The sequence below is a fragment of the Streptomyces sp. NPDC104814 genome, assembly GCF_055583185.1.
Genome location: NZ_JBVJOL010000005.1, coordinates 115,525 through 136,435, shown reverse-complemented (window position 1 = coordinate 136,435; position 20,911 = coordinate 115,525). Strand labels below are relative to the sequence as shown.

22 protein-coding genes are annotated in these 20,911 nt (G+C 71.5%); 3 read left to right on the top strand and 19 right to left on the bottom strand.

All coding sequences use genetic code 11. The features are described from left to right. The first annotated feature begins 687 nt into the window (after positions 1 to 687). Positions 688 to 1,515, top strand: a complete 828-nt coding sequence (locus ACZ64A_RS18970; protein WP_469811532.1) for a C40 family peptidase — start codon at positions 688 to 690, stop codon at positions 1,513 to 1,515. A 181-nt stretch (positions 1,516 to 1,696) separates the two neighbouring features. Here ACZ64A_RS18970 and ACZ64A_RS18965 read toward each other — a convergent pair whose 3' ends face one another. Next, positions 1,697 to 2,989: a geranylgeranyl reductase family protein gene (locus ACZ64A_RS18965; RefSeq protein ID WP_469811530.1), complete on the bottom strand. Its 1,293-nt coding sequence runs from the start codon at positions 2,987 to 2,989 to the stop codon at positions 1,697 to 1,699. 97 nt (positions 2,990 to 3,086) lie between these two features. Between ACZ64A_RS18965 and ACZ64A_RS18960 the strand changes: the two genes are divergently transcribed. Continuing rightward, positions 3,087 to 3,593, top strand: coding sequence for a GNAT family N-acetyltransferase (locus ACZ64A_RS18960; protein WP_469811529.1), 507 nt, complete (start codon positions 3,087 to 3,089; stop codon positions 3,591 to 3,593). 93 nt (positions 3,594 to 3,686) lie between these two features. Further along, positions 3,687 to 4,028, top strand: a complete 342-nt coding sequence (locus tag ACZ64A_RS18955) for a PASTA domain-containing protein (protein ID WP_469811528.1) — start codon at positions 3,687 to 3,689, stop codon at positions 4,026 to 4,028. A 128-nt stretch (positions 4,029 to 4,156) separates the two neighbouring features. On the opposite strand, the gene ACZ64A_RS18950 is transcribed toward ACZ64A_RS18955, so the two are convergent. The 18 genes from ACZ64A_RS18950 to ACZ64A_RS18865 form a co-directional block, all read right to left on the bottom strand. Next, positions 4,157 to 4,852: a demethylmenaquinone methyltransferase gene (locus ACZ64A_RS18950; protein WP_469811527.1), complete on the bottom strand. Its 696-nt coding sequence runs from the start codon at positions 4,850 to 4,852 to the stop codon at positions 4,157 to 4,159. Between the two features lie 120 nt (positions 4,853 to 4,972). After that, positions 4,973 to 5,578 carry an imidazolonepropionase-like domain-containing protein gene (locus ACZ64A_RS18945; protein ID WP_469811525.1) on the bottom strand — a complete coding sequence of 202 codons (606 nt, stop codon included), beginning with the start codon at positions 5,576 to 5,578 and terminating at the stop codon, positions 4,973 to 4,975. A 7-nt stretch (positions 5,579 to 5,585) separates the two neighbouring features. Beyond that, a complete protein-coding gene (mqnC, locus tag ACZ64A_RS18940; protein WP_469811524.1) occupies positions 5,586 to 6,785 on the bottom strand; it encodes a cyclic dehypoxanthinyl futalosine synthase in 1,200 nt (399 codons plus the stop codon). 100 nt (positions 6,786 to 6,885) lie between these two features. After that, positions 6,886 to 7,644, bottom strand: a complete 759-nt coding sequence (locus tag ACZ64A_RS18935; protein WP_469811523.1) for a prepilin peptidase — start codon at positions 7,642 to 7,644, stop codon at positions 6,886 to 6,888. Then, on the bottom strand, positions 7,641 to 10,634 hold the full coding sequence (locus ACZ64A_RS18930; protein ID WP_469811522.1) for a BTAD domain-containing putative transcriptional regulator: 2,994 nt from the start codon (positions 10,632 to 10,634) through the stop codon (positions 7,641 to 7,643). Before ACZ64A_RS18930 ends, ACZ64A_RS18935 begins: the two co-directional genes overlap by 4 nt. Before the next feature lie 410 nt (positions 10,635 to 11,044). Next, positions 11,045 to 11,464 (bottom strand): RDD family protein, encoded by a 420-nt coding sequence (locus tag ACZ64A_RS18925; RefSeq protein WP_469811521.1) that lies wholly within the window; start codon positions 11,462 to 11,464, stop codon positions 11,045 to 11,047. Positions 11,465 to 11,477: 13 nt separating this feature from the next. After that, a complete protein-coding gene (locus ACZ64A_RS18920; RefSeq protein WP_469811520.1) occupies positions 11,478 to 11,972 on the bottom strand; it encodes a hypothetical protein in 495 nt (164 codons plus the stop codon). A 23-nt stretch (positions 11,973 to 11,995) separates the two neighbouring features. Continuing rightward, positions 11,996 to 13,048 (bottom strand): hypothetical protein, encoded by a 1,053-nt coding sequence (locus ACZ64A_RS18915; RefSeq protein WP_469811519.1) that lies wholly within the window; start codon positions 13,046 to 13,048, stop codon positions 11,996 to 11,998. Continuing rightward, positions 13,048 to 13,701: a hypothetical protein gene (locus ACZ64A_RS18910; RefSeq protein ID WP_469811517.1), complete on the bottom strand. Its 654-nt coding sequence runs from the start codon at positions 13,699 to 13,701 to the stop codon at positions 13,048 to 13,050. The genes ACZ64A_RS18915 and ACZ64A_RS18910 overlap by 1 nt, the downstream gene beginning before the upstream one ends. 55 nt (positions 13,702 to 13,756) lie before the next feature. Next, a complete protein-coding gene (locus tag ACZ64A_RS18905; RefSeq protein WP_469811516.1) occupies positions 13,757 to 14,206 on the bottom strand; it encodes a TadE/TadG family type IV pilus assembly protein in 450 nt (149 codons plus the stop codon). Beyond that, a complete protein-coding gene (locus tag ACZ64A_RS18900) occupies positions 14,203 to 14,628 on the bottom strand; it encodes a TadE/TadG family type IV pilus assembly protein (RefSeq protein WP_469811899.1) in 426 nt (141 codons plus the stop codon). Before ACZ64A_RS18900 ends, ACZ64A_RS18905 begins: the two co-directional genes overlap by 4 nt. A gap of 138 nt (positions 14,629 to 14,766) precedes the next feature. Then, positions 14,767 to 15,192, bottom strand: a complete 426-nt coding sequence (locus tag ACZ64A_RS18895; protein ID WP_469811514.1) for a TadE family protein — start codon at positions 15,190 to 15,192, stop codon at positions 14,767 to 14,769. Between the two features lie 62 nt (positions 15,193 to 15,254). Further along, complete coding sequence (locus ACZ64A_RS18890) at positions 15,255 to 15,506, bottom strand: hypothetical protein (RefSeq protein ID WP_103780267.1); 252 nt, start codon at positions 15,504 to 15,506, stop codon at positions 15,255 to 15,257. A 74-nt stretch (positions 15,507 to 15,580) separates the two neighbouring features. Further along, entirely contained in the window at positions 15,581 to 16,501 is a 921-nt protein-coding gene (locus tag ACZ64A_RS18885) for a type II secretion system F family protein (RefSeq protein ID WP_469811513.1), read from the bottom strand. Continuing rightward, positions 16,498 to 17,475 carry a type II secretion system F family protein gene (locus ACZ64A_RS18880; RefSeq protein WP_469811511.1) on the bottom strand — a complete coding sequence of 326 codons (978 nt, stop codon included), beginning with the start codon at positions 17,473 to 17,475 and terminating at the stop codon, positions 16,498 to 16,500. The genes ACZ64A_RS18885 and ACZ64A_RS18880 overlap by 4 nt, the downstream gene beginning before the upstream one ends. 5 nt (positions 17,476 to 17,480) lie before the next feature. Next, entirely contained in the window at positions 17,481 to 18,788 is a 1,308-nt protein-coding gene (locus tag ACZ64A_RS18875; protein WP_469811510.1) for a CpaF family protein, read from the bottom strand. Next, positions 18,785 to 19,645, bottom strand: a complete 861-nt coding sequence (locus tag ACZ64A_RS18870; RefSeq protein WP_469811509.1) for a hypothetical protein — start codon at positions 19,643 to 19,645, stop codon at positions 18,785 to 18,787. Before ACZ64A_RS18870 ends, ACZ64A_RS18875 begins: the two co-directional genes overlap by 4 nt. A 17-nt stretch (positions 19,646 to 19,662) precedes the next feature. Next, complete coding sequence (locus ACZ64A_RS18865; protein ID WP_469811507.1) at positions 19,663 to 20,382, bottom strand: hypothetical protein; 720 nt, start codon at positions 20,380 to 20,382, stop codon at positions 19,663 to 19,665. Positions 20,383 to 20,911 lie beyond the last annotated feature (529 nt).

Here is a 20,911-nt window from a genome sequence, read left to right as displayed (position 1 = left end):
CCCGCCCGCCCCGGCGAAGATCGAGAACATGTGAAGCAGGTCACAAGCCCAACCGCGTGCATCTTATGCCTGCCGGTCTGTGATCTGCGACACGGGGTATTGCACAAGCTTTGTGATCTCCACCACCTGACGAAGGATCATGAAGTCGTATGAGCAGTGATCTTCGTACAGGAAGCGTCCGAGTGATCACCAGAGGTGACATTTCAGCTCGTCGGGCCAGCTCAGAGGGGTCGGTCCAATATCAAGAGACTCCACCGCCGGGCAAATTCGCGATGGACGTGATCTCTTGCTAGAGCCCGCGTTCACACATCAGGGGGACCTCCCGTGCACGCGGTGGACGCGTGCACGCGTTCACGAAGTCGCACCGTCGAGATCGCGCCGTGATCAGGATGTGATCATGCTGCGCGGACGCAGGCCGTCCGGGGGCCGTTCCGTGACCTCCGCCACACCCATAAGGGGCGCCTGAGAACCGGGCTTGGCCATCGAGCCCAACCAGTGGTAGGAGGAGGGCAATTCGGGCGTAATAACGAAAGTACGTGATCAAAGCCGTGTTGAGCCGAGTCCGCAATGTCCGTTACGGCGTCAATAAGGAACGACACGCCCGGGATTCGGGGTCACGACTGAGCAACTGTGGCGCAGGCCACGTTTCTTGAAGGTATGAAGGAGCCCCTGATACCGCTTGTACCCATGTCCCACACCGCTCACATACGCAGCCACCGGAAGCCCCGCCGCAGCGCGTCGAAAATCGCGATGCGGGCCGGAGTTGCCGGTGGCGTCCTCAGCACCCTGGCAGTCGCCGGTGCGTCGGCCTCCTCGGCGAACGCCGCGGAGCCGGTGACGCAGACCCTTGAACTGCCCACCCTGACGGCGGACATCTCCGCCCAGGTCGCCCAGTCCGCTGAGGCCACCCAGCTGGCCGCCGCGAACTACGAGCTGCGTGCCGAGCGTGACGCGGCCGCGGCGAAGGCCGCCCAGCAGGCCGAGAAGAACCTCGCCGAGGCCAAGAAGAAGGCCGCGGAGGCCAAGAAGAAGGCCGAGGAGGAGGCCGCCCGCAAGGCCGCCGCCGAGCAGGCCGCCCAGCGCGCCTCGCGCAGCTCCGAGCGCCCCACGCTCTCCGCCTCCGTGAGCGCCGACGTCTCCACCAGCTCGTCCTCGGCGACCGGTTCGGCCGCCGCCGTCGTCGACTTCGTCAAGGCGCAGGTCGGCAAGGCCTATGTCTCCGGCGCCACCGGCCCGTCCGCCTACGACTGCTCCGGCCTGGTGCAGACGGCCTTCAAGCAGGTCGGCATCGACCTGCCGCGCGTCTCCCAGGACCAGTCGACCGCCGGCACCCAGGTCTCCCTGAGCAACCTTCAGCCGGGCGACATCCTCTACTGGGGCGGCGCGGGCAGCGCCTACCACGTGGCTGTGTACGTCGGTGACGGCATGTTCGTCGGTGCGCAGAACCCGTCCACGGGCGTCGTCGAGCGGGACCTGTCGTACGACCCGCCGAGCGGTGCGGTGCGCGTCCTCTGACACACGCATACGTACACCCGTAAAAGGGACGAAGGGCCGCAAGTCACTTTATGACTGCGGCCCTTCGGCGTGCTGCACGCACAGCGTCCCCCGCCTTCCGGCAAGCAGAGCCGGAGCCACTCAGGACGCAAGAGCCGGCGCCCCCGAGGGAAGCGCCGGCTGTCGCTGTCCGCGCGGAGGGCTACGCCTTCGGGGCCACCTTGCTCAGGCCGTTGATGATGCGGTCCATCGCGTCGCCGCCCGTGGGGTCGGTGAGGTTGGCGAGCAGCTTGAGGGTGAACTTCATCAGCACCGGGTGGGTCAGACCGCGCTGAGCGGCGATCTGCATGACCTTGGGGTTGCCGATGAGCTTCACGAAGGCGCGGCCGAGCGTGTAGTAGCCGCCGTAGGTGTCCTTGAGGATGCGCGGGTAGCGCTGGAGGGCGAGTTCGCGCTGGCCGGGCGTGGCACGGGCGTGCGCCTGGACGATGACGTCGGCGGCGAGCTGCCCGGACTCCATGGCGTAGGCGATGCCCTCGCCGTTGAAGGGGTTCACCAGGCCGCCCGCGTCGCCGACGAGCAGCAGGCCCTTGGTGTAGTGCGGCTGGCGGTTGAAGGCCATGGGCAGGGCGGCGCCGCGGATCGGGCCGGTCATGTTGTCGGGGGTGTAGCCCCAGTCCTCCGGCATGGACGCGCACCACGCCTTGAGCACCTCGCGCCAGTCCAGCTCCTTGAAGGAGTCTGAGGTGTTGAGCACGCCCAGGCCGACGTTGGAGGTGCCGTCGCCCATGCCGAAGATCCAGCCGTAGCCGGGCAGCAGCCGGTCCTGGGGGCCGCGCCGGTCCCACAGTTCCAGCCAGGACTCCAGGTAGTCGTCGTCGTGGCGGGGGCTTTCGAAGTACGTCCTCACCGCGACGCCCATCGGGCGGTCCTCGCGGCGGTGCAGGCCCATCGCCAGGGACAGCCGGGTGGAGTTGCCGTCGGCGGCGACGACGAGCGGCGCGTGGAAGGTGACCTCGCGCTTCTCCTCGCCCAGCTTGGCGGTGACGCCGGTGATGCGGCCGGTGCGGTCGTCGACGATGGGGCCGGAGACGTTGCAGCGCTCGAAGAGGCGCGCGCCCGCCTTCTGGGCCTGGCGGGCCAGCTGCTCGTCGAAGTCGTCGCGCTTGCGGACCAGACCGTAGTCCGGGAAGGAGGCGAGATCCGGCCAGTCCAGCTGGAGACGCACCCCGCCACCGATGATGCGCAGACCCTTGTTGCGCAGCCAGCCGGCTTCCTCGGAGATGTCGATGCCCATGGCGACGAGCTGCTTCACGGCGCGCGGGGTGAGGCCGTCACCGCACACCTTCTCCCGCGGGAACGCGGTCTTCTCCAGCAGCAGCACGTCCAGCCCGGCCCGGGCCAGGTGGTACGCGGTCGTGGAGCCGGCCGGGCCCGCGCCCACGACGATCACATCGGCGGTGTTCTCGGAGAGGGGCTCGGTCACGACACTCACGGCGGGATCTCCCCAAGTCTGAAATCTGTGTGCCGAGCGGCACGGGACATGGGCAGTCTATTCAGCAGCATTGATCAATCGGCTGAAGGGCTGCCCCGTGAACCGAACTCTGCCCGTGGTACGGCTGCGTGTCCCCACCGACGAGGACGCGGTGGCCTGGCACCGGGCCTTCGCCCACCCGGACGTCATGGAGTTCCACGGCGGCAGACCCGCCGAGCTGTCCGTCTACGAGGAACTCACCGCCCGCCAGCGCAGACACGACGCCGAGCGCGGCTTCTGCCTGTGGACGCTGGTGGACGAGCAGGACCGGGCCATCGGTTTCACCGGCGCCCAGCCTTGGCCGCACGCCTGGGGACCGGCCGGTGAGATCGAGATCGGCTGGCGGCTGGGCCGGGAGCACTGGGGCAAGGGGTACGTCACCGCGGCCGCGCTCATGACGCTGGAGCGGGTGCGCGCGGCGGGCGTGGGCGGCGTTGTCGCCATGGTCGACGCCCGCAACGCCCGCTCGATCGCGGTCACGCAGCGGCTGGGGATGCGGCTGGCGGAGACCTTCACCACGCCGAAGTCGGAGCGCGAGGGGCACTGCTACCGACTCGACCTGTAACTCTCGGTAACAGGTCACTACGGACTGCGACACGACGCTTCCGGTGGGCACCTCCGGGCGGTTACCCTGCCAGTACCGCTGGGGGTGACATCTGTGCCGATAACACCCAGAACACCGGAAGTCCGTGTGCCCAGGCTCGTCGGTCTGATGGCCGTCGACGCGCGCGAGAGAGCCACCGCGCACGGGGTGCTGCTCGCCGCTCCCGACCGGCCCGACTTCCGCAGGACCGTCGTCGACTACGTCGTACGGCAGTACCCGCCGCCCGGAGTCGAGGTGCCGCGCGGGGCCGTGGTCACCGTGTGGTTCGACCTCGGCGAGGGCGAGGGAGGCGGCGGAGCGGGGGTGCACGAGCCGCGCCTGCCGCAGCCGCCGCACGGCGGGCTGCAACGGGAACTGGACGAACCGGGCGGCCCGTACGCGGTGATCGGCCACTGACCGGCCGCCGGACCGTACCTCCGCCACGGGCGGCCGGCGGCACCTCCGCCACCGGCTGCCGGACGCACCGTCCCCACCGGCCGCCGGGCCGCCCCTCCCCCACCGGCCCCCGGAACCGCCGGGAGGGCTCAGCTCTCCTTGAAGCCCCGGTGCAGCGCCACCACGCCCCCGGTCAGGTTGCGCCAGGCCACCTTCGTCCAGCCGGCCTTGCGCAGGTGCTCGGCGAGGGCGGGCTGGTCCGGCCAGGCACGGATGGACTCGGCGAGGTACACATACGCGTCCGGGCTGGAGGACACCGCGCGGGCGACCGGCGGCAGCGCGCGCATCAGGTACTCGGTGTAGACGGTCCGGAAGGGCGCCCACGTCGGGTGCGAGAACTCGCAGATGACGATCCGCCCGCCGGGCCGGGTCACCCGGTGCATCTCCCGCAGGGCCGTGTCGAAGTCCTGCACATTGCGCAGCCCGAAGGAGATCGTCACCGCGTCGAAGGTGTCGTCCTTGAACGGCAGCTTCGTCGCGTCCCCGGCGGTGAAGGGCAGCCACGAGCGCTTGCGCTTGCCGGCCTGGAGCATGCCCAGGGAGAAGTCGCAGGGGACGACATAGGCGCCGGTCTGCGCGAACGGCAGCGAGGAGGTCGCCGTACCGGCGGCCAGGTCCAGCACCTTCTGCGCGGGCCGGGCGTCGACCGCCTTGGCCACCTCCTTGCGCCAGCGGCGGTCCTGCCCCAGGGACAGCACGTCGTTGGTCAGGTCGTACCGGTCCGCCACGTCGTCGAACATCGAAGCGACTTCGTGCGGCTGCTTGTCCAGGGATGCGCGGGTCACCGGACCATTGTGGCAGGGGGGCCTGCGGGTGGAAGCGTCGGCTTCTGGCGTGCCGCCACGTCCCCCACGCACCCGCACCCGCACCCGCACCCGCACCCGCACCCGCACCCTGGGGGATGGTCAGCGGCGCCGGTACACCAGCCGGCCCGCGACGACGGTCGCCACGCAGGTCCCCGCGCCGCGTTCCAGCAGCTCCGTCTCGTCCCGTACGTCGAACACCGCGAACCGGGCGGCCGAGCCGGCCTCCCGCTCGGGCGCGAACTCCACGGGCGCCCCGCACGCGTACGGATCGAGGGACGCACGCCCCTGCGGCCTGCCGACCCGGCCCACCACGCCCAGCCCGGTGCGCCGTACCGCGTCCTGCACCGCACGGTTGCGCAGCGGCTCGCAGGCGGCCGCGACCGTGCCGTGCGCCAGCATGCGCTGCACTCCCCGCCGGGCGCTCGCACCCCAGCGGGCGTCGTCCAGGGCGAGCCTCGCCGCCGCGTCACCGGTCAGCGGCTCCGTGCCCAGCTCGTCCGCCTCGCGCGGGTCCGGATGGTAGGCCTCCTCCAGCAGCTCGTTGCCGTACAGGTTGACCAGCCCCGGAGTGAGGATGCCGGGCCACTCGCGCACCCGCGCCCGCGGATGCGCGGCGCGGACCTCCTCCAAGGGCCCGGCGGCGGCGATCCACTCGCCCTGCACGACCAGCGCGCGGCCCCGGGAGTCGGCGTGAATCGTCAGCATCGCGGCGTCAGTTGGACGTGAGCAGCTTCAGTTCCGGATGAGCCGTGCCGCCCTCGATCGCGGTGGAGGAGATGTGGGAGACCACGCGGTCGTCTACGGGGTCGTTCGCCGGGTCGTCGTGCACGACCAGGTGCTCGTACGTCGTCGAGCGCTGCGCCGGGACGCGGTCCGCCTTGCGGATCAGGTCGATGATCTCCATGCGGTTGGAGCGGTGCTTGGCGCCGGCGGAGGACACGACGTTCTCCTCCAGCATGATCGAGCCGAGGTCGTCCGCGCCGTAGTGCAGGGAGAGCTGGCCGACCTCCTTGCCGGTGGTCAGCCACGAGCCCTGGATGTGGGCGACGTTGTCGAGGAAGAGACGGGCGATCGCGATCATCCGCAGGTACTCGAAGAGCGTGGCCTGCGTGCGGCCCTTCAGGTGGTTGTTCTCCGGCTGGTAGGTGTACGGGATGAACGCGCGGAAGCCGCCCGTGCGGTCCTGGACGTCACGGATCATCCGCAGGTGCTCGATGCGCTCGGCGTTGGTCTCGCCGGTGCCCATCAGCATGGTGGAGGTCGACTCCACGCCCAGCCGGTGCGCGGTCTCCATGATCTCCAGCCAGCGCTCGCCGGACTCCTTCAGCGGGGCGATCGCCTTGCGCGGCCGCTCCGGCAGCAGCTCGGCGCCGGCGCCCGCGAAGGAGTCGAGGCCGGCCTCGTGGATGCGGGTGATGGCCTCCTCGACCGACACCCCGCTGATCCGGGCCATGTGCTCGACCTCGGACGCGCCCAGCGAGTGGATCACCAGCTGCGGGAAGGCGTCCTTGATGGCCTTGAAGTGCGACTCGTAGTACTCGACGCCGTAGTCGGGGTGGTGGCCGCCCTGGAACATGATCTGCGTGCCGCCCAGCTCCACGGTCTCCGCGCAGCGGCGCAGGATGTCGTCGAGGTCGCGGGTCCAGCCCTTGGCCGTGTCCTTGGGGGCGGCGTAGAAGGCGCAGAACTTGCACGCCGTGACGCACACGTTCGTGTAGTTGATGTTCCGCTCGATGATGTACGTCGCGATGTGCTCGGTGCCCGCGTACCGGCGGCGCCGCACGGCGTCGGCGGCGGCGCCGAGCGCGTGCAGCGGGGCGTCGCGGTAGAGGTCGAGCGCCTCCTCGGGCGTGATCCGTCCGCCCGCGGCGGCACGGTCGAGGACGGACTGGAGGTCGGCCTTCTCGGTCACCGGAGCGTCCTTTTCATAAGGGGTGTAACGGACCGAACCAGCGTACGCCAGCACCCTGACAGCGCTGACCTTGCCCTTGCCCGAGCCGGCCGGGTGCTCCTCAGGCCGTGTACGCCCCCACCAGCACCCCCGCGAACGCCCCCGCGAGCAGGAACGGCCCGAACGCGATCGCCGTACGCCGCCCGGCGCCCCGCGCGACGACCAGGAAACCGCCGTACAGCGCGCCGAACAGGAACCCGGCGAAGGTGCCGAGCAGCAGCGTCGGCCAGCCGTACCAGCCGAGCGCGGCGCCCGCGCCGAGCGCCAGCTTCACATCGCCGAAGGCCATGCCCGCCGGGTTGATCAGGAACAGCAGGAAGTAGCCGCCGCCCAGCGCCAGGGCGCCGAGCAGGGCCGTCGTCCAGTGCCCGGCGTGCTCGGGCAGCAGCGCGGCCAGGCCCAGCAGGACGGCGGCGGCGCCCGCGAGGGGCAGGGTGAGCGGGTCGGGCAGCCGCTGCACCCGCAGGTCGACCACGGCGAGCAGGACACCGACGGGCGTCAGCAGCAGCCAGACGAACAGCTCGGGCCGGGTGCCGGTGGCGGCGGCGAGCGCGGCGCACAGCGCGGCGGTGACGACGGCCGGCCGCCAGGCGTGCGGGCCGTACGCCCGGGCGCCGTTCGCGGGCGGGCACGCGCGGCAGCGGGCCGGCCCCAGCCAGCCGCGGACGGGGTGCCCCTGCGGACACTCCCGCCGCCACGCCTGCTGCTCCTCGCCCTCCGCGGCGGAGGGCACGCCGAAGCGGTACGCCGCCCGGGGCAGCCGTGACCCCGCCACCGCACCCCACAGCGCGGCGACGGCGGCCAGGATCAGGTCGCTCATCCGACGGCCGCGGCGTCCTCGCGCCACGTCGGCAGCAGCTCGTCGAGGAGCGCCTCGGTGCGCGGCGGCACGCCACGGGCCCCGCTGCGGGCGACGAGGTCGCCTGCGAGCGCCGCGAGCCGCTCCGGGTCACCGGTGGCGTGGGTGGCGCGCAGCAGCTCGTGCCACAGGCGCTCGTCGTCGGGGGCGGTGCGCAGCGCGGCGTTCAGCGCCTCGATGGCCCGCTCGGCGCGGTCCTTCTCCAGGTGGAACTCGGACAACGCGAGCCCGATGTCGGCGACCAGCAGCGGCAGCTGGGCGTCCACGATCTCGTGGGTCAGCCAGCGGTAGCGGCCGGCGGGACGGTCGGCGAGCAGCGGGCCGCGCACCAGGACGAGCGCGTCGGTGAGCAGCCGTCCGCGCACGGCGCGGCTGCCGACCCCCCGGCCCTGCGTGGCCTCGTGGTAGAGGGAGCGCAGCACGTCCAGGTCGGAGACGACCGACTTGGCGAGGACGAGCCGGCCGGTGGCGTCGGTGGTCAGACGCGGTGTGCCGTCCGGGTCGGCACCGAGCCAGGCGCGCAACCGCTCCAGCAGCGCCTCGCGGACGTCGTCGGTGACACCGCGCGGCCACAGCGCGGAGGACAGCACACGCGGGTGCACGCCCTCGCGGTGCAGCAGGAGCAGGGCGAGCGCCTCGTGCAGCAGTGCGCTGCGCTCGTCGTCGGGCGCCTCAAGACCGATGATCTCGTACGACCCGACGAGGCGGGCGTAGACGGCGGGGCGGCCCTGCTCGCTGACGTCGACGAGGAACGGCGGCGTGGTCGTCGGCCCGTCCGGACCGCCGTGCTCGGGGTCGGCCTTGACGAACAGCTCGACGACGGCCTTCCGCAGCGCGGCGGGCAGCATCTGCGCGGTGAGTTCCAGGCCGAGCAGCGGCGCGCGCAGCGTGCCGTCCCCGGAGATCTCCATCTCCCAGGCGGCGCCGGGCAGTTCACCGCTCTCGCTGCCGACGAGGTAGCCGATGCCGAGGCGGCCGGCGTCCGCGGCCAGCTCGGCGAGCCGGCGGGCGTCCTCGGCGGACGGCTGCGCGGCGAGCAGCACCAGGTGCGGCGCCCAGCGGGCGTGCTGCGCGGGTCCGGTACGGCCGGTCAGCACCGAGTCGTGGCCGGCGGCACCGAGGGCGCCGCGCCGCTGCCGGGTCTCGGCCTCCATGGTCTCCAGCAGGGCCTCGATGCCGTCGAGGTGGCGCAGCCGGTTGGGGGCGAGCGCGGTGAGGTCCTCGCCGAAGCCGACGAGGGTGATGGTCATGCGGTCCGACCAGCCGTTGGTGGCCAGTTCGGCGGCCACGGAGGCGAACACGGCGTCCCGGTCGGCCTCGCGGCCGCTCAGGGAGACGATGCCGGGCACGGCCTCCAGGTTGAGCAGGAGCCGGGAGTCGTCCATGGTGCCGAGGCTGACCAGGCCCGGGTAGGGAGCGGCGGTGTCGGTGTCGCCGTAGGACCGGGCGTCGCTGCCCGACAGCACCCAGAAGGTCTGGTCCTGGCCGAGCTGCCAGGGCGCGGGCGGCTTGCCGGAGGGCTGGGCGAGCTGCAGGTGCAGTTCGCCGCCGGTCAGCCAGGCCGCGTAGACGACCGGCAGCGGCCGCGACTCGGCGGCCAGGGCGGCGGCGAGGCCGCGCAGCGAGCGGTCGAGGAGGCGTACGCCCTCGGGGTCGGCGCCGACGAGCAGCGCGTCCTGGGCGTCGAGCGCGTCACCGGTCGGCGTGGGCGGCTCCATGCCGCGGCCGCGGACCGTGCTGACCGCCGACTGCCACAGCGCCTGCCGGCGGCGCCGGCCGAGGGCGCCGAGCAGACCGGCGGCGAGCAGGGGGGCGCCGAGGAGGGCCTGGCCGAGCCGGAAGGAGGCGTCGTCGGCGGCCTGCTGCCGCTGGTCGTGCTGCTGGTGATGCGGCTGCTGGTGCTGCGGGCCGGGGCCGGGCCGCTGCTCGGGCACGGACACGTGCCCACCGCCGTGGGCACCGCCGCCGCTGCCCTGGGCGCCGCCGCCCTGCGCGTGGTCGCCGCCCTGCGCGTGGTCGCCGCCCTGGGCGTGGTGGCCGCTCTTGGCGTAGTCGTGGATCTGGTGCTGGATCTCGGGCGAGACCTGGGCGGTGTCGGCGGGCATCTCGACGAGGTCGCCGCCGCGGGCGTCACCGGGCATCTCCATGATCCAGCCGGGCCGGATGAGGCTGGCCTCGGACAGCCGGGAGCCGTCGGGCTGGATCCGGTCCTTGTTCAGCTCGTAGATCTCCTTGTACCGGCGGCCGTCGCCGAGGTGACGCTGCGCGATCTCCCACAGGGAGTCGTGGTGGCGGCCCTCCGGCGGCTGGATCCGGTAGTACTTCGTGTCCCCGTGCCTGGCCTGGCTGTCGGCACGCGCGTGTGCGGCCTGCTCGGCGAGCGCGGACGCGGCGTTCGCGGTCTGCTCCTGCGTCTGCGCGAACAGGCCCGGCGTCTGCTGGGCGGCGGCGACCGCCGGCTTCTGGTTGCCCTCCAGGCTGTGGTTCAGCTGCGACAGCCCCGGCGTGAGGCTGGCGGCGGTCGCGCCGACGAGCAGCAGCGCGGCGACGAGCTGGCGTGCGAGCAGCTGACTCGGCCCGGCACCGGGCACCCGCCCCGGCACGCCGACCCCGGACACCGCGGCCTTGACCTCGACGAGCACGCACGCGGTGAACTGCGCCCACGCGAGCCAGACGACGACGGTCAGGATGTGCAGGAACGTCTGGACGGTGATCTCCTGCTGGAGCCAGTCGAGACTGGGCACACCGTGCGGAAGAGGCCAGCCGACCGTCACGGCCAGCGCGAGTGGCACCCCGACGACGAGCGCGACGAGGGCGACAAAGGCGAGGAACGCCTTGACGAAGTCCCCGAAGGTACGCCGACGCACCCGCACCGGCTGCGGAGTCCGGTTCCGCGGGCCCGTCGAATTGCCCGAGCTTCCCGTCGAGCTGGAAGTCCTGCGTCGCGCCATGGCGGATGTCCTGGGGTCGAGTGCGGGAGGGGTCGTTTGAGACTACAGAGATCTTATGGACTGGGACTGACAGCGCCGGGCGACCGGGACGGAACCGGAACACACCCGGAGGGCCTGCCCGGAGGATTGCTCACCGCTTGCCACGGAAGCCGGAGTTGTCCGCCCACGGCCCTCACGCCTGCCTCAGCCCGGCCGGCGCGAAGGCCGACCGCCGGCCCGGCCGTCCGGCCTCGGGCAGACACGCCCGGACGCCGCCCAACTGTTCTGCGGTCAGCGCCACTTCGTCACCGGCCGGCCAGGTGACCGGCTTCGGGGTGTGCGGCGGTCCGGTGCTGCCGTCCTCCGCGCCGAAACCGGCGCGACCGCCGCTTCGCTTCTGTTGCGGCCGAACACACCACACCTCCGTCACGTCAGACACCGTCCGGCCGCCGCACCACGCGCAGCCCCATCGCGTCCTGCTGCCCCACATCGCTGTCGGTGGCCACATGCAGGGGTACGGCGAGGACGGCCCAGGCGAGACCCCACAGCCACCGTGCCGCGAGGCGGGCGGGGCCGGCGCGGCCGCTGTCCGTGTCCCGCACCACCCGCAGTCCGGCGGCCAGTTTGCCGAGGCTCGCGCGGGTCGCCCAGGTGAGCAGGACATGATTGGTGAAGGAGACGGCGAGGACGGCCGCACCGGCACCCGGGATCAGATGCAGGGCCGCCGTCTCGCCGCTGCGCACTCCGATGGCGGCCGCGGCCCCGAGACCGACGGCCGCGGCGAGGAAGGCGTCCAGGCACACCGCCGTGAGCCGGCGGCCCTCACCGGCCGCGCCCGTCGTGAACGGCATGCCGCTCACCGGCTCACCGCGCCCCGACGGCGGCACCCAGGGCCGCCAGGAACGCCGTGCGGTCGCGGGTGGCGATGGTCAGGGCCTCGCCGCGGCGGGTGGTGAGGACCACGCTGTCCATTCCCATGGGCACGCTCCAGCCGCCGCCGACCAGTCGGGCCTCGACCGGTGCGTTGGTGTTCAGCGACGTCGCGTAGCGCTGCGGAGCCGTCGGCACCGCCTGCCGGGACGCCGCGTGCACGCCGGCGGGGTCGAGGTCCGCGAGGGCGATCCGCTCCCGGCCGACGCGCAGGGTCTGCGCGTCGATCCGGATGCGGTTGAAGAAGTACTTCGACAGCGGTACGGCGTTGAACGGCACCCAGATCAGCACCAGGAACATCGCCGACAGTCCGAGCCACAGGCCGAAGTCGCCGGGCAGGCTGCCCGCGCCCATGGCGGCGATACCGACCAGGTACAGCACGGTGGTGATCGCCAGCCAGGTCTTGGTGATCTTCTCTTCGTACAGCATGGGTTCCTTCCGGCCCTGCTCGCTCAGCGGTTCACGGACTGGATCTCACGGACGGTGACGTTTTTCGTGTCGCCGAAGGTGCCGCTGGGCAGCGGATGCACACCGGATTCCGTGGTGCTGGTCCAGGTGATCTTCCAGGTGACCGTGGCCTTCATGGCGTAGGAACCGTTCGCCCCGGTCGAACGGAGGTAGCGGACGCCGCAGGGCGGGGTCTCGTTCGCCTTGCCCTTCGTGTATTCCTCGCCGATGGCGCCGTTGACGAACATGCAGTCTCCGGACGCGGGGAAGGTCTCGGCGTCGCTGGTGCCGGGGTCGATGTGCAGGGAGAGCGGTTCGGCGGTGGTGGTGGCCGACAGGCCCGTGCCGGGGAGGCTGGCGGTGACGGAGACCGGATGGAAGTCGGCCTTGTTCAGCCAGATCCAGGTCGGCAGATTCACCGTCGAGGTCCCGGCCGGCGCCATCTTGACGTCGGTTCCGGGAATGGGCAGCTCGTCGTAGGCGTACTCGGCGAGGACCTTGGGTGAAACGGCGAGTGGTTCCTTCGGGGGCTGGCCGTTGGGGACCCAGAAGGGCAGCTTGTTGCAGGCGTTGGCCTCCGGGTCGTCCAGGCGGTTCGGGTTCTTCACCGCCGCCCAGAACATCCCCTTGCCCTGCTGATCCAGGTTGTAGTCCTTGTAGGGATCGCCGTCCTTGTAGTACGCGTCGAGCATGTCGCCGACCGCCTGGCCGATGCCGCCGAAGAAGGGCAGTCCGTCGAGGCTCCGGAACGCCTTGACCGTCGACTCGATCTCCTTGGGTGAGAACGAGGGCTCGTACCAGCAGGCGGGCGGTGTCCAGGTGCTGTTGCTGGGCGTGAGGGTCCCCGTCTTGGCGGAGTGGGAACCGCCGCCGTTCACCGTCGTGGTGACCTTCGTCTGTGCCCGGATGACACCGTCCTGCGACGAGCCGCTGGCGCTGCCCTCATGGGTTCCGCCACCGCCGATGCCACCGCCGGCGAAGGCCTGGGACGGCACCGCCGTCAGCGCGACCGCTATCGCCGGGACGAACAGCAGCCGGGTGACCGCCTTGTTCCGCATCACATGCACCTCTTCGCCGCTTCGGTGGAGGACACGCTCGTGGTCTGCCAGACACCCTGGGCATTGCGCTCCAGCCGGGTGTTGTAGAAGACGTAATCGCTGGCCGAGCCCTTGACGGACCGGTCCACCTTGCCGGTCTTGCGATCCTTGGGGAAGGTCTGCGTACCGTCCTCGCAGTACGACACCGCCGCGGCGCCATCCGAGAGGATCTTCACCTCGCGGTCGTAGTAGCGGGCCTTGCCCGCGTAGCTGCGGTTCTTGTCGTAGAAACCCTTGATGAAGGCGGCGGAGGACAGAAGAGCGCCGTCCTTGGAGTAGAACTTCAGAGCCGGATGCTCCTTGGCGTCCACGGTGATCGCCTCGGTGATCGAGTTGATCCGCCGCTCGTTGTCCGCCAGTACCGCGTCCTTCTTCGGATCCCCCGTCGTCCCCCCTTCGAAGACGTTCTGGATGTCGCCCGGCAACTTGATCTCCGGCCGCTGGATCCCGTCCGCGCTCGCCGAAGGTGTCGGTGACGCGCTTGCCGACGCGTCCGTGTCCGCGCCGGCGATCTTGTCGTTGCCGCCGGAGTCCGAGCCGCCGCCGCAGGCGGACAGCAGCAGAACCGCCGTCGTCGTCAGGGCAGCCGCGGCCGCCGTCGTGCGTGTGCGCATCGGGTCGTAACCTCCGAGGGGGGATCGTTCACAAAGGGACAGCAGGAAGGGCACGTCAGCCCACCTCGTTCTCCGCCACCGACCGGCCGTGGACCACCACGTCGCCGCCGTAGAACATGCCGGTGAAGACCGGGCTGTACGTCAGCTGGACCTCGACCTCGACCTGCTGGGCGTCGGCTGCCACGCAGTGGGTCGCGGCGATGTCCGCGCCGGTCATGTCCATCTCGCGGGCGAAGGCCTTCACCCGGGCGTCGCAGTTCTGGTAGTTGATCGGTGCCGGGCCGCCCACGTTGTCGTAGAGGGCTTCCTTGTCGATGTCCTGCGCGGCGTACCGCGCCGCCTGTTCCGCGATGTCGGCCGCCCGCTCCCGCTTGGAGATGGACAGGCCGCCGTCGATGACGAACGCCGACAGCGCCAGGAAGACCAGCGCGAAGATGATCACCGCGCCGGCGCCCGAGCCCCGGTCGTCCAGGCGGGCGAGACGCCGCTGCCACCACCGCTTCACGCCGACCTCCGGAACGGGTCCAGCGGGGAGCTGAAGCTCGCCGTCAGGGTCGTCGGCACGTTCAGGCCGAGCATCGCCAGGCCCCGCACCTGACAGCTGACCTCGACCGTGAAGATGGTGTCCGGGGCGAAGCCCTGGCTGGTCTGCACGACCGACACCGGGCCGGAGCAGACGTCCGCCAGATCCGCCTCCGCCGCCTTGCGCGCCTCCGCCATGGCCGTGCCGTGGTCCTTCTGGATGGAACCCGCGCGCGCCGCGTCCCGGGCCGCGCCGTCGATCGCGCCGCGCCCCTCGACCAACTGCCCGAAGGCGACCAGGACGAGGATGAAGAGGATCATCACGGGGGCCAGGATCACGACCTCGACCGTGGACAGACCCCGGTCGTCGGCAGCGCACAGGCCTCGGACTTCGACCGTGGGCAGGCCCCGGTCGTCGGCCGTACGCAGGCCGCTGTCTTCGACCGTGCACAGGCCCCGGTCCTCGGCCGTGCACAGGCCCCAGTCGTCGACCAGGGCCAGGCCCCGGTTCTCGCGCCGCAGGCGTTTCCGCAGGGAGCCCATCTACCTCTCCCCCTCCCGTACGAACCGCTCCACCGGCCCCGCCGACTGCGCGTGCACCGTGAGGTCCAGGCCGGGGAACACCGTCGGGATGCGGGCCGAGATCTCCACGCCGACCGTGTTCTGCTCCGGCTGGATCAGCTTCACGTCCGGCGACAGCACCAGCTGCGGGCCGAGCTGGCGGATGTAGTCGTCGACCACGTCACGCGCCTTGCCCCGCCACGCGCCCGGCTCGTCGTGCGCCGTCGCACGGGCCTTGCGGGCACCGGCCTGGGCGGCTGCCTGGGCCACATGGTCGGCGAAGAAGTACAGCGCGAACTGCACCGTCGCGAAGATCATGAAGAACAGGACGGGGGTGAGCAGCACGAACTCGATCGCCGTCATGCCGGAGTCGCCGCGCCGGGCCGCCGCCTCGCGTACGGCCGACATCCTGCGGCGCATCCATCCGCCCACGCCCACGTGTCTCCCCGTCAACCCCGTAGTGAAGGCGCTCAGCAGGTCTTGCCCGCGTCCGCACCCTTGATGCAGTCACCGACCTTGTTGGCGCCCTCGCTCAGCGCGGCGTTGATGATCGCGGCCACCACGCCGACGATCGCCACGACGACCGCGGAGATGATGACCCACTCGACCGCGGACGCACCGCGGTCCAGCTCGCCGGAGCGGGCGCGCTCGACGCGGCCGCGCAGGAAGGTGACCAGGAAGTCCACCGCCGGGATGCCGGTGGAGAAGTTCCGTCCGTTCATGGTGAGTTGTCCTCTCGAGAGCCTGTCGAAGGCTGGCAAACATTAGACTTGGGTCGTCTTTGACGTCAGACGTGTCAGACCTGGAACACCCGCATCGCCGCCGGGAAGATCAGGAACACCAGGAATCCCGCGCACAGCAGCAGCTGGGCGACGAGCATCGACTGCGACTTCTCACCCGCGCTGCCCTCGATCTCGGAGAGCTCGCGGTGGCGCATCGTCTCGGCCCGGGAGGCCAGGGACTCGCGGACCTTCGCGCCGTCGTCGGCGACCAGGGCCAGGGAGGCCGAGAGGTCCTTCAGCTCCTCCACCCCCAGTTCCTCGCCGAGCGCGCCGAGCGCCTGCCACTGGCTGACACCGGTGATCCGGGCGTCGGCGAGGGCGTACTTGATGCGCTGGTTGGCCCAGCCGTCGGAGACCTCCGCCGCCGCCATCAGCGCCTCGGGCAGACCCCGGCCGCCGGCCAGGCTCATCGACACCAGGTCGAGATACGCCCCGATGACACGCCTGAGGTCACGCCGCTTGTCGGCGGCGTCGCGCCGTACCTCCAGGTCGGGCAGGAAGAAGAACACCGCGCCGCACATCAGCGCCAGCCACACCGGGATGATCGGGCTGCTGGCGAAATTCAGCGTCCAGACCACCGCGAACAGGAACGGCCCGAAGAACAGGCCGGCCACCGCGAGCAGCGCCTTGGTCGCCAGGAACCTCTCCCAGCTGCGGTCCAGCACCGCCAGGTCCGCGCGCAGCGAGCGCTGCTCCCAGCCCTGCTGGAGGTAGAACTCCGCGACCCGGGCGCCGACCCGGCCGCGGACCGCGCCGAACCTGCCGGTCTCCTGCGCCCGCGCCTGCGTCTCGTACGCCGAGCCGCGCGCCCGCATCGCGTCGATCCGCGCGACCTGCTGGAGCGCGCTGCGCTTGCTCGGCATCAGGGCTCGGACGAGGGCGTAGACGCCCAGGCCGAAGACCACGCCGACCACGATCGGCATCGTGAGGTTCACCGGCGTACCCCTTCCTCCTGCTGCTGCACGGGCGTGCGGGGACGGACGAACTGCACCGACGACTCGTCGCGCACGAGGAAACGCTCGGGCGTCTCGATGGTGGACAGCTTGCGCAGCCACCAGAAGCCGAGCGCGAACAGGCCGCACACGCAGGCCAGCACGAGCTGGCCGACCGGCGTGCCGTAGGGCGAGACGAAGTCCCGGTTGAAGATGGACAGGCCGAGCACGAACGCGATGGACACCGCGACGACGATCTGCACCGAACGACGGGTCGAGGCGCGCTGCGCCATCACGCGCTGCCGCATGTCGACCTCCTCGCGCGCCGACTTGGCGAGCGCGCCGAGCACCTGCCGCAGACCGGGGCCGCGCAGACGGGCGTTGAGGATGAGGGCCGCGACGATGATGTCGGCGGAGGCGTCGTCGATCTCGTCGGCGAGCAGTTGCAGCGCGTCCGGCAGCGGGGTGCGCGAGCGCAGCCGGTCGACGAGGGCGTCCAGGTGCGGGCGCAGAATGGGAGCGGCGGCGCGCGCGGACGCCGGGATGGCCTGTTCCAGGCCGACCGCGCCGGCGATGGTGTCGCGCAGCGACTCCGTCCAGGAGGCGAGGGCCTCCACCCGCTTCATGGCGGCACGTTCCTCCGCCGCGCCGCCGAAGAGGCGGTCCCAGAAGAAGACGAGGACGGCCGCGGCGGCGCCGGCCACGACCCAGCGGGTCAGCAGCAGCACGGCCAGGCCGACGATCGCGGCGAGCGAGCCGCGCTGCCCGGCGAACCGCAGCAGCTCGCTCGCGCGCTCGCTCGCCTGCCGCTTCTCGTGCTCGGGCTTCGCGGGCAGACCGCGGACGGCGAGCAGGAGCAGGGCGAGTCCGCCGCCGACGGCGACGCCGCAGGCGAGGGCGTACAGGACGGTCGTGGAGAACAGCCCGCCCATCGCGCCGAGGGAGCCGAACGAGCCGAGGGCCAAGGTGGTCGTCATGGCGCTCACCCCCACGTTCCGTGCGGCTGGTAGCCGTGTGCGATCAGGTCCTCCAGGCAGGCGATGGGCGCGTGCGGGACGATCCGGCCGTCGGGCGCCTCCGCGAACACCTCGCTGGACAGCACGCGTCCGTCGACGCCGTTGACCTCGCGCACGGAGGTGACCATGCGCTGCAGGCGGCCGCCCGTCTGGTAGTTGTTGCGCCGCTGGATGAAGACGACGAAGTTCACCGCGCCCGCGATGAGCATCTGGCTGGCCTCGATCGGCAGCCGCTCGGCGGCCTGCAGGGCGTAGGTGGAGATGCGGTTGAACACCTCGTGCGAGCTGTTGGCGTGGATCGTGGACAGCGAGCCGTCGTTGCCCTGCGACATCGCGTTCAGCATGGTGACGATCTCGTCGCCGAGGACCTCGCCGACGATGACCCGGGAGGGGTTCATACGCAGCGAGCGGCGCACCAGCTCGGCCATGGGAATCGAGCCCTGCCCCTCGGAGTTGGGCAGCCGCTCCTCGAACGCGACGACGTTGGGATGGAGTTCGGGGAAGGTGTCCAGACCGAGCTCCAGGGCGCGCTCGACGGTGATGAGGCGCTCGTGGGGCGGGATCTCGTTGGCGAGGGCGCGCAGCAGCGTCGTCTTGCCGGCGTTGGTCGCGCCCGCGATCATGATGTTCTTGCGGGCGCGGACCGCGCAGGCCAGGAAGTGCCCCAGCTCCGGGGTGAGGGTGCCGTTACCGACCAGGTCGGAGATGAACACCTTGCCCATGCGGGCCCGGCGGATGGACAGCGCGGGCCGCCGGGCGACGTCCATCACGGCCGACAGACGCGAACCGTCCGGCAGCCTGAGGTCGAGCTGCGGGTTCGCGGAGTCGAAGGGACGCGAGGACAGACCGGAGTACGCGCCGAGCACCTGGATCAGCTCGATGAGCTCCTCGTCGGTCTCGGCGACCGGCTCCCCCTTGGCCTCCCGGCCGTCGGCGTAGCCGATGAAGACCTGGTCACAGCCGTTGATGTCGATGTTCTCGACCTGCGGATCGTCCAGCAGCGGCTGGAGCCGGCCCACGCCGAACAGTGCGGCGTGCACGGCGGCCGCGTACTGCTCCTCGGTCTCCGCGTCCAGCGGAGTACGGCCCGCGTTGATCTCGGAGCGGGCGTACTCCTCGAGTATCTGGGCGATGACGGCGCGGGCGTACTGCCGCTCGTCCTCGCTGGACATCGGCGTGACACCGCTCGCCTGGTCCAGACGCCGCTGCTCGGCGATGCGGTCACCGGCGTCCTGCCGGAACCGCTTGACCAACTGGTGGTCGACAGCGGTCATCGCCCGGCCCCCGCGTGCCCGCTCATCGGCCCGTTCATCGGCCCGTTCGCGGGTACGGACCAGGCGGCGCCGTAACTCTGGTAGAGGTCGGCGGTGACCTTGCGGGCGGAGCGGATCAGCAGCGACTTGTCGAGGCGGCCGCGTCGGCGGCCGGCGAGCTGCTCGGCGCCGGCCGGGTCGTCGGCGATCGTGCCGACCACCCGGGCGCCGGTCTGCGCGTGGACGAGCATGTCGTTGACCTGGTTGACCAGCTTGCCCGCGTTGTTCGGGTCGGCGACCAGGACGACGCCGATCACCGGGTTGGCCAGGCTCGCGGTCCCGCGCGGCCCGCCGTGCAGCTTGGCGGCGAGGGCGGCGGCCCGGTCCCGGACCCGGGCCAGGGACTCGGCCTCGGTACGCGCGATCAGCAGCACCAGCGCGGCGTGCGGGAACAGCTCGACGGCCGGGGTGTCCCCGCTGACCCGGCCGCAGTCGGCGATGACGTCGGCGGGGGCGTGCGGGGAGTCCGCGAGCGAGGCGAAGGCGTGCCCGAGGGTCGGCCACAGACCGGTCAGACCCGCGGCCTGCTCGGCGACACCGAGGCCGACGAGGACCTCCAGGCCGCCGCTGAGCGGCTGGACGTGGTCCCACAGCTGGTCGGGGACGAGGCCGCGGCGGGCGGTCGCGGCGATCGACAGCATGCCGAGGTTCGGATTGAGCGGCCCGCCGTGCGCGGCGGCGCTGCGGTAGACGAGGTCACCGCCGGCCGGGTCGGTCTCGGCCAGCAGCACACGCCGCGGCCAGACCGCCGCGAGGGCGACGGCCGCGGTGGTGACGCCGGGGGAACCCTTGTCGGCGGCGAGGGCGATGAGGGCCATGGGTCGGGTGCCGCCTTCTAGTTGCCGGGAACGCGCACGACGGCGACGGCGTTCGCCGAGGCGGCACGCGCCACGGCGGCGGCGTCGGCCTGGTCGACGAGGAGCGTCAGCGAGAGGTTGCCGGTGCTGACGGTGGCGTCGCCGTTGTCCTTGACGTCGTTGACGAGCGCGTTCGGCACGAGCGGGCCACCGGAGGACGACGAGGACGAACCGGTGCCGGTCTTGCCGGAGGAGGTGGAGCCGGAGGCGTCCACGTTGTAGACGGCGACGTGGTCACCGGCCTTGATGTTGGAGGGGTACTGGCCCTCCTTCAGCGCGAGCCCCACGGAGGCCTTGCCGGCGGGGACCTCGGCCTTCTCGGCGAACATGTCTCCTACGACGACCGTGCCCGCGTAGATGGTGGACTTGGCCTTGAGCTTGCCGAGCGCCTTGAGCTGCTCCCACTTGACGTAGTGGATGGTGTCGTCGGCGGCGACCATCACGGAGGTCGTGTTGTCCGTGCCGACGGACTCACCGGCCTGGATGTCCTTGGTCACCTTGACGACCTCGATCCGGTCCCCGGCGCGCAGCACGAGCATGGTCGCCCCGAGCGCGCCCACCAGGATCAGCAGCACCGCGAGCGCCGCGAGCGCCGGCTTGCGCTCCCGCGGCGGCGTGGGAAGCCGGTCCCCGACCGACGCCTGAGCCGGAGCCGCGGAACGTCCCGCGCCCGCCCCCGTACGCTCCTGGATCTTCACGCAACCGCTCCCCGTACACCCAAGCTGTTGTCGGCCAACTTCTTTGCATTCATTGCAATCCGGACACTTCGCCAGAGATCCTCTCGGATCAGCGCGTTTAACCTGCGCGAGGGCGAGTGTCAAGCGATCGCACGGTATCAGCCGCACATAAGGCCCTCAAGGCGAGCCGGTTCCCTCCTGGAGTGGAGGTGTCGCCTTGCACTTCTGCAACCGCGGCCGTACGACGTGCCGTTGAACAATGGGTCCTGCCCCGTCCCCCCGCTGTGCGGCAGCGAAGACGCGGCCGCCCCCGTCGACAGGCACTCCCCGCAGACCGGTGTTTCTTCGTCACCGGCCACGCATCATTTCTGCACGGTTCACTCACAGCGGGGCGGATCGGGCATGAACACGCCCGCGCACGGAAGCCGGTGACGCCGGTCGAGGTGGGCTGCGCACCGAGGCCGTACGCGCCGACGCCCTCGCGGTCGTGCACTTCTCGGTGAACGGAGTGGCCATCGCGAACGGAACACCGGGCGACGCGAAGCTGAAC

What these genes read in the sequence shown, in the direction of transcription:
- ACZ64A_RS18925 (WP_469811521.1), bottom strand. Translation starts at nt 11,464, where the DNA reads ATGCCGTTCACGACGGGCGCGGCCGGTGAGGGCCGCCGGCTCACGGCG.
- ACZ64A_RS18870 (WP_469811509.1), bottom strand. Translation starts at nt 19,645, where the DNA reads ATGGCCCTCATCGCCCTCGCCGCCGACAAGGGTTCCCCCGGCGTCACC.
- ACZ64A_RS18920 (WP_469811520.1), bottom strand. Translation starts at nt 11,972, where the DNA reads ATGCTGTACGAAGAGAAGATCACCAAGACCTGGCTGGCGATCACCACC.
- ACZ64A_RS18915 (WP_469811519.1), bottom strand. Translation starts at nt 13,048, where the DNA reads ATGCGGAACAAGGCGGTCACCCGGCTGCTGTTCGTCCCGGCGATAGCG.
- ACZ64A_RS18930 (WP_469811522.1), bottom strand. Translation starts at nt 10,634, where the DNA reads ATGGCGCGACGCAGGACTTCCAGCTCGACGGGAAGCTCGGGCAATTCG.
- ACZ64A_RS18935 (WP_469811523.1), bottom strand. Translation starts at nt 7,644, where the DNA reads ATGAGCGACCTGATCCTGGCCGCCGTCGCCGCGCTGTGGGGTGCGGTG.
- ACZ64A_RS18890 (WP_103780267.1), bottom strand. Translation starts at nt 15,506, where the DNA reads ATGAACGGACGGAACTTCTCCACCGGCATCCCGGCGGTGGACTTCCTG.
- ACZ64A_RS18945 (WP_469811525.1), bottom strand. Translation starts at nt 5,578, where the DNA reads ATGCTGACGATTCACGCCGACTCCCGGGGCCGCGCGCTGGTCGTGCAG.
- ACZ64A_RS18895 (WP_469811514.1), bottom strand. Translation starts at nt 15,192, where the DNA reads ATGTCGGCCGTACGCGAGGCGGCGGCCCGGCGCGGCGACTCCGGCATG.
- ACZ64A_RS18970 (WP_469811532.1), top strand. Translation starts at nt 688, where the DNA reads ATGTCCCACACCGCTCACATACGCAGCCACCGGAAGCCCCGCCGCAGC.
- ACZ64A_RS18875 (WP_469811510.1), bottom strand. Translation starts at nt 18,788, where the DNA reads ATGACCGCTGTCGACCACCAGTTGGTCAAGCGGTTCCGGCAGGACGCC.
- ACZ64A_RS18910 (WP_469811517.1), bottom strand. Translation starts at nt 13,701, where the DNA reads ATGCGCACACGCACGACGGCGGCCGCGGCTGCCCTGACGACGACGGCG.
- ACZ64A_RS18880 (WP_469811511.1), bottom strand. Translation starts at nt 17,475, where the DNA reads ATGACGACCACCTTGGCCCTCGGCTCGTTCGGCTCCCTCGGCGCGATG.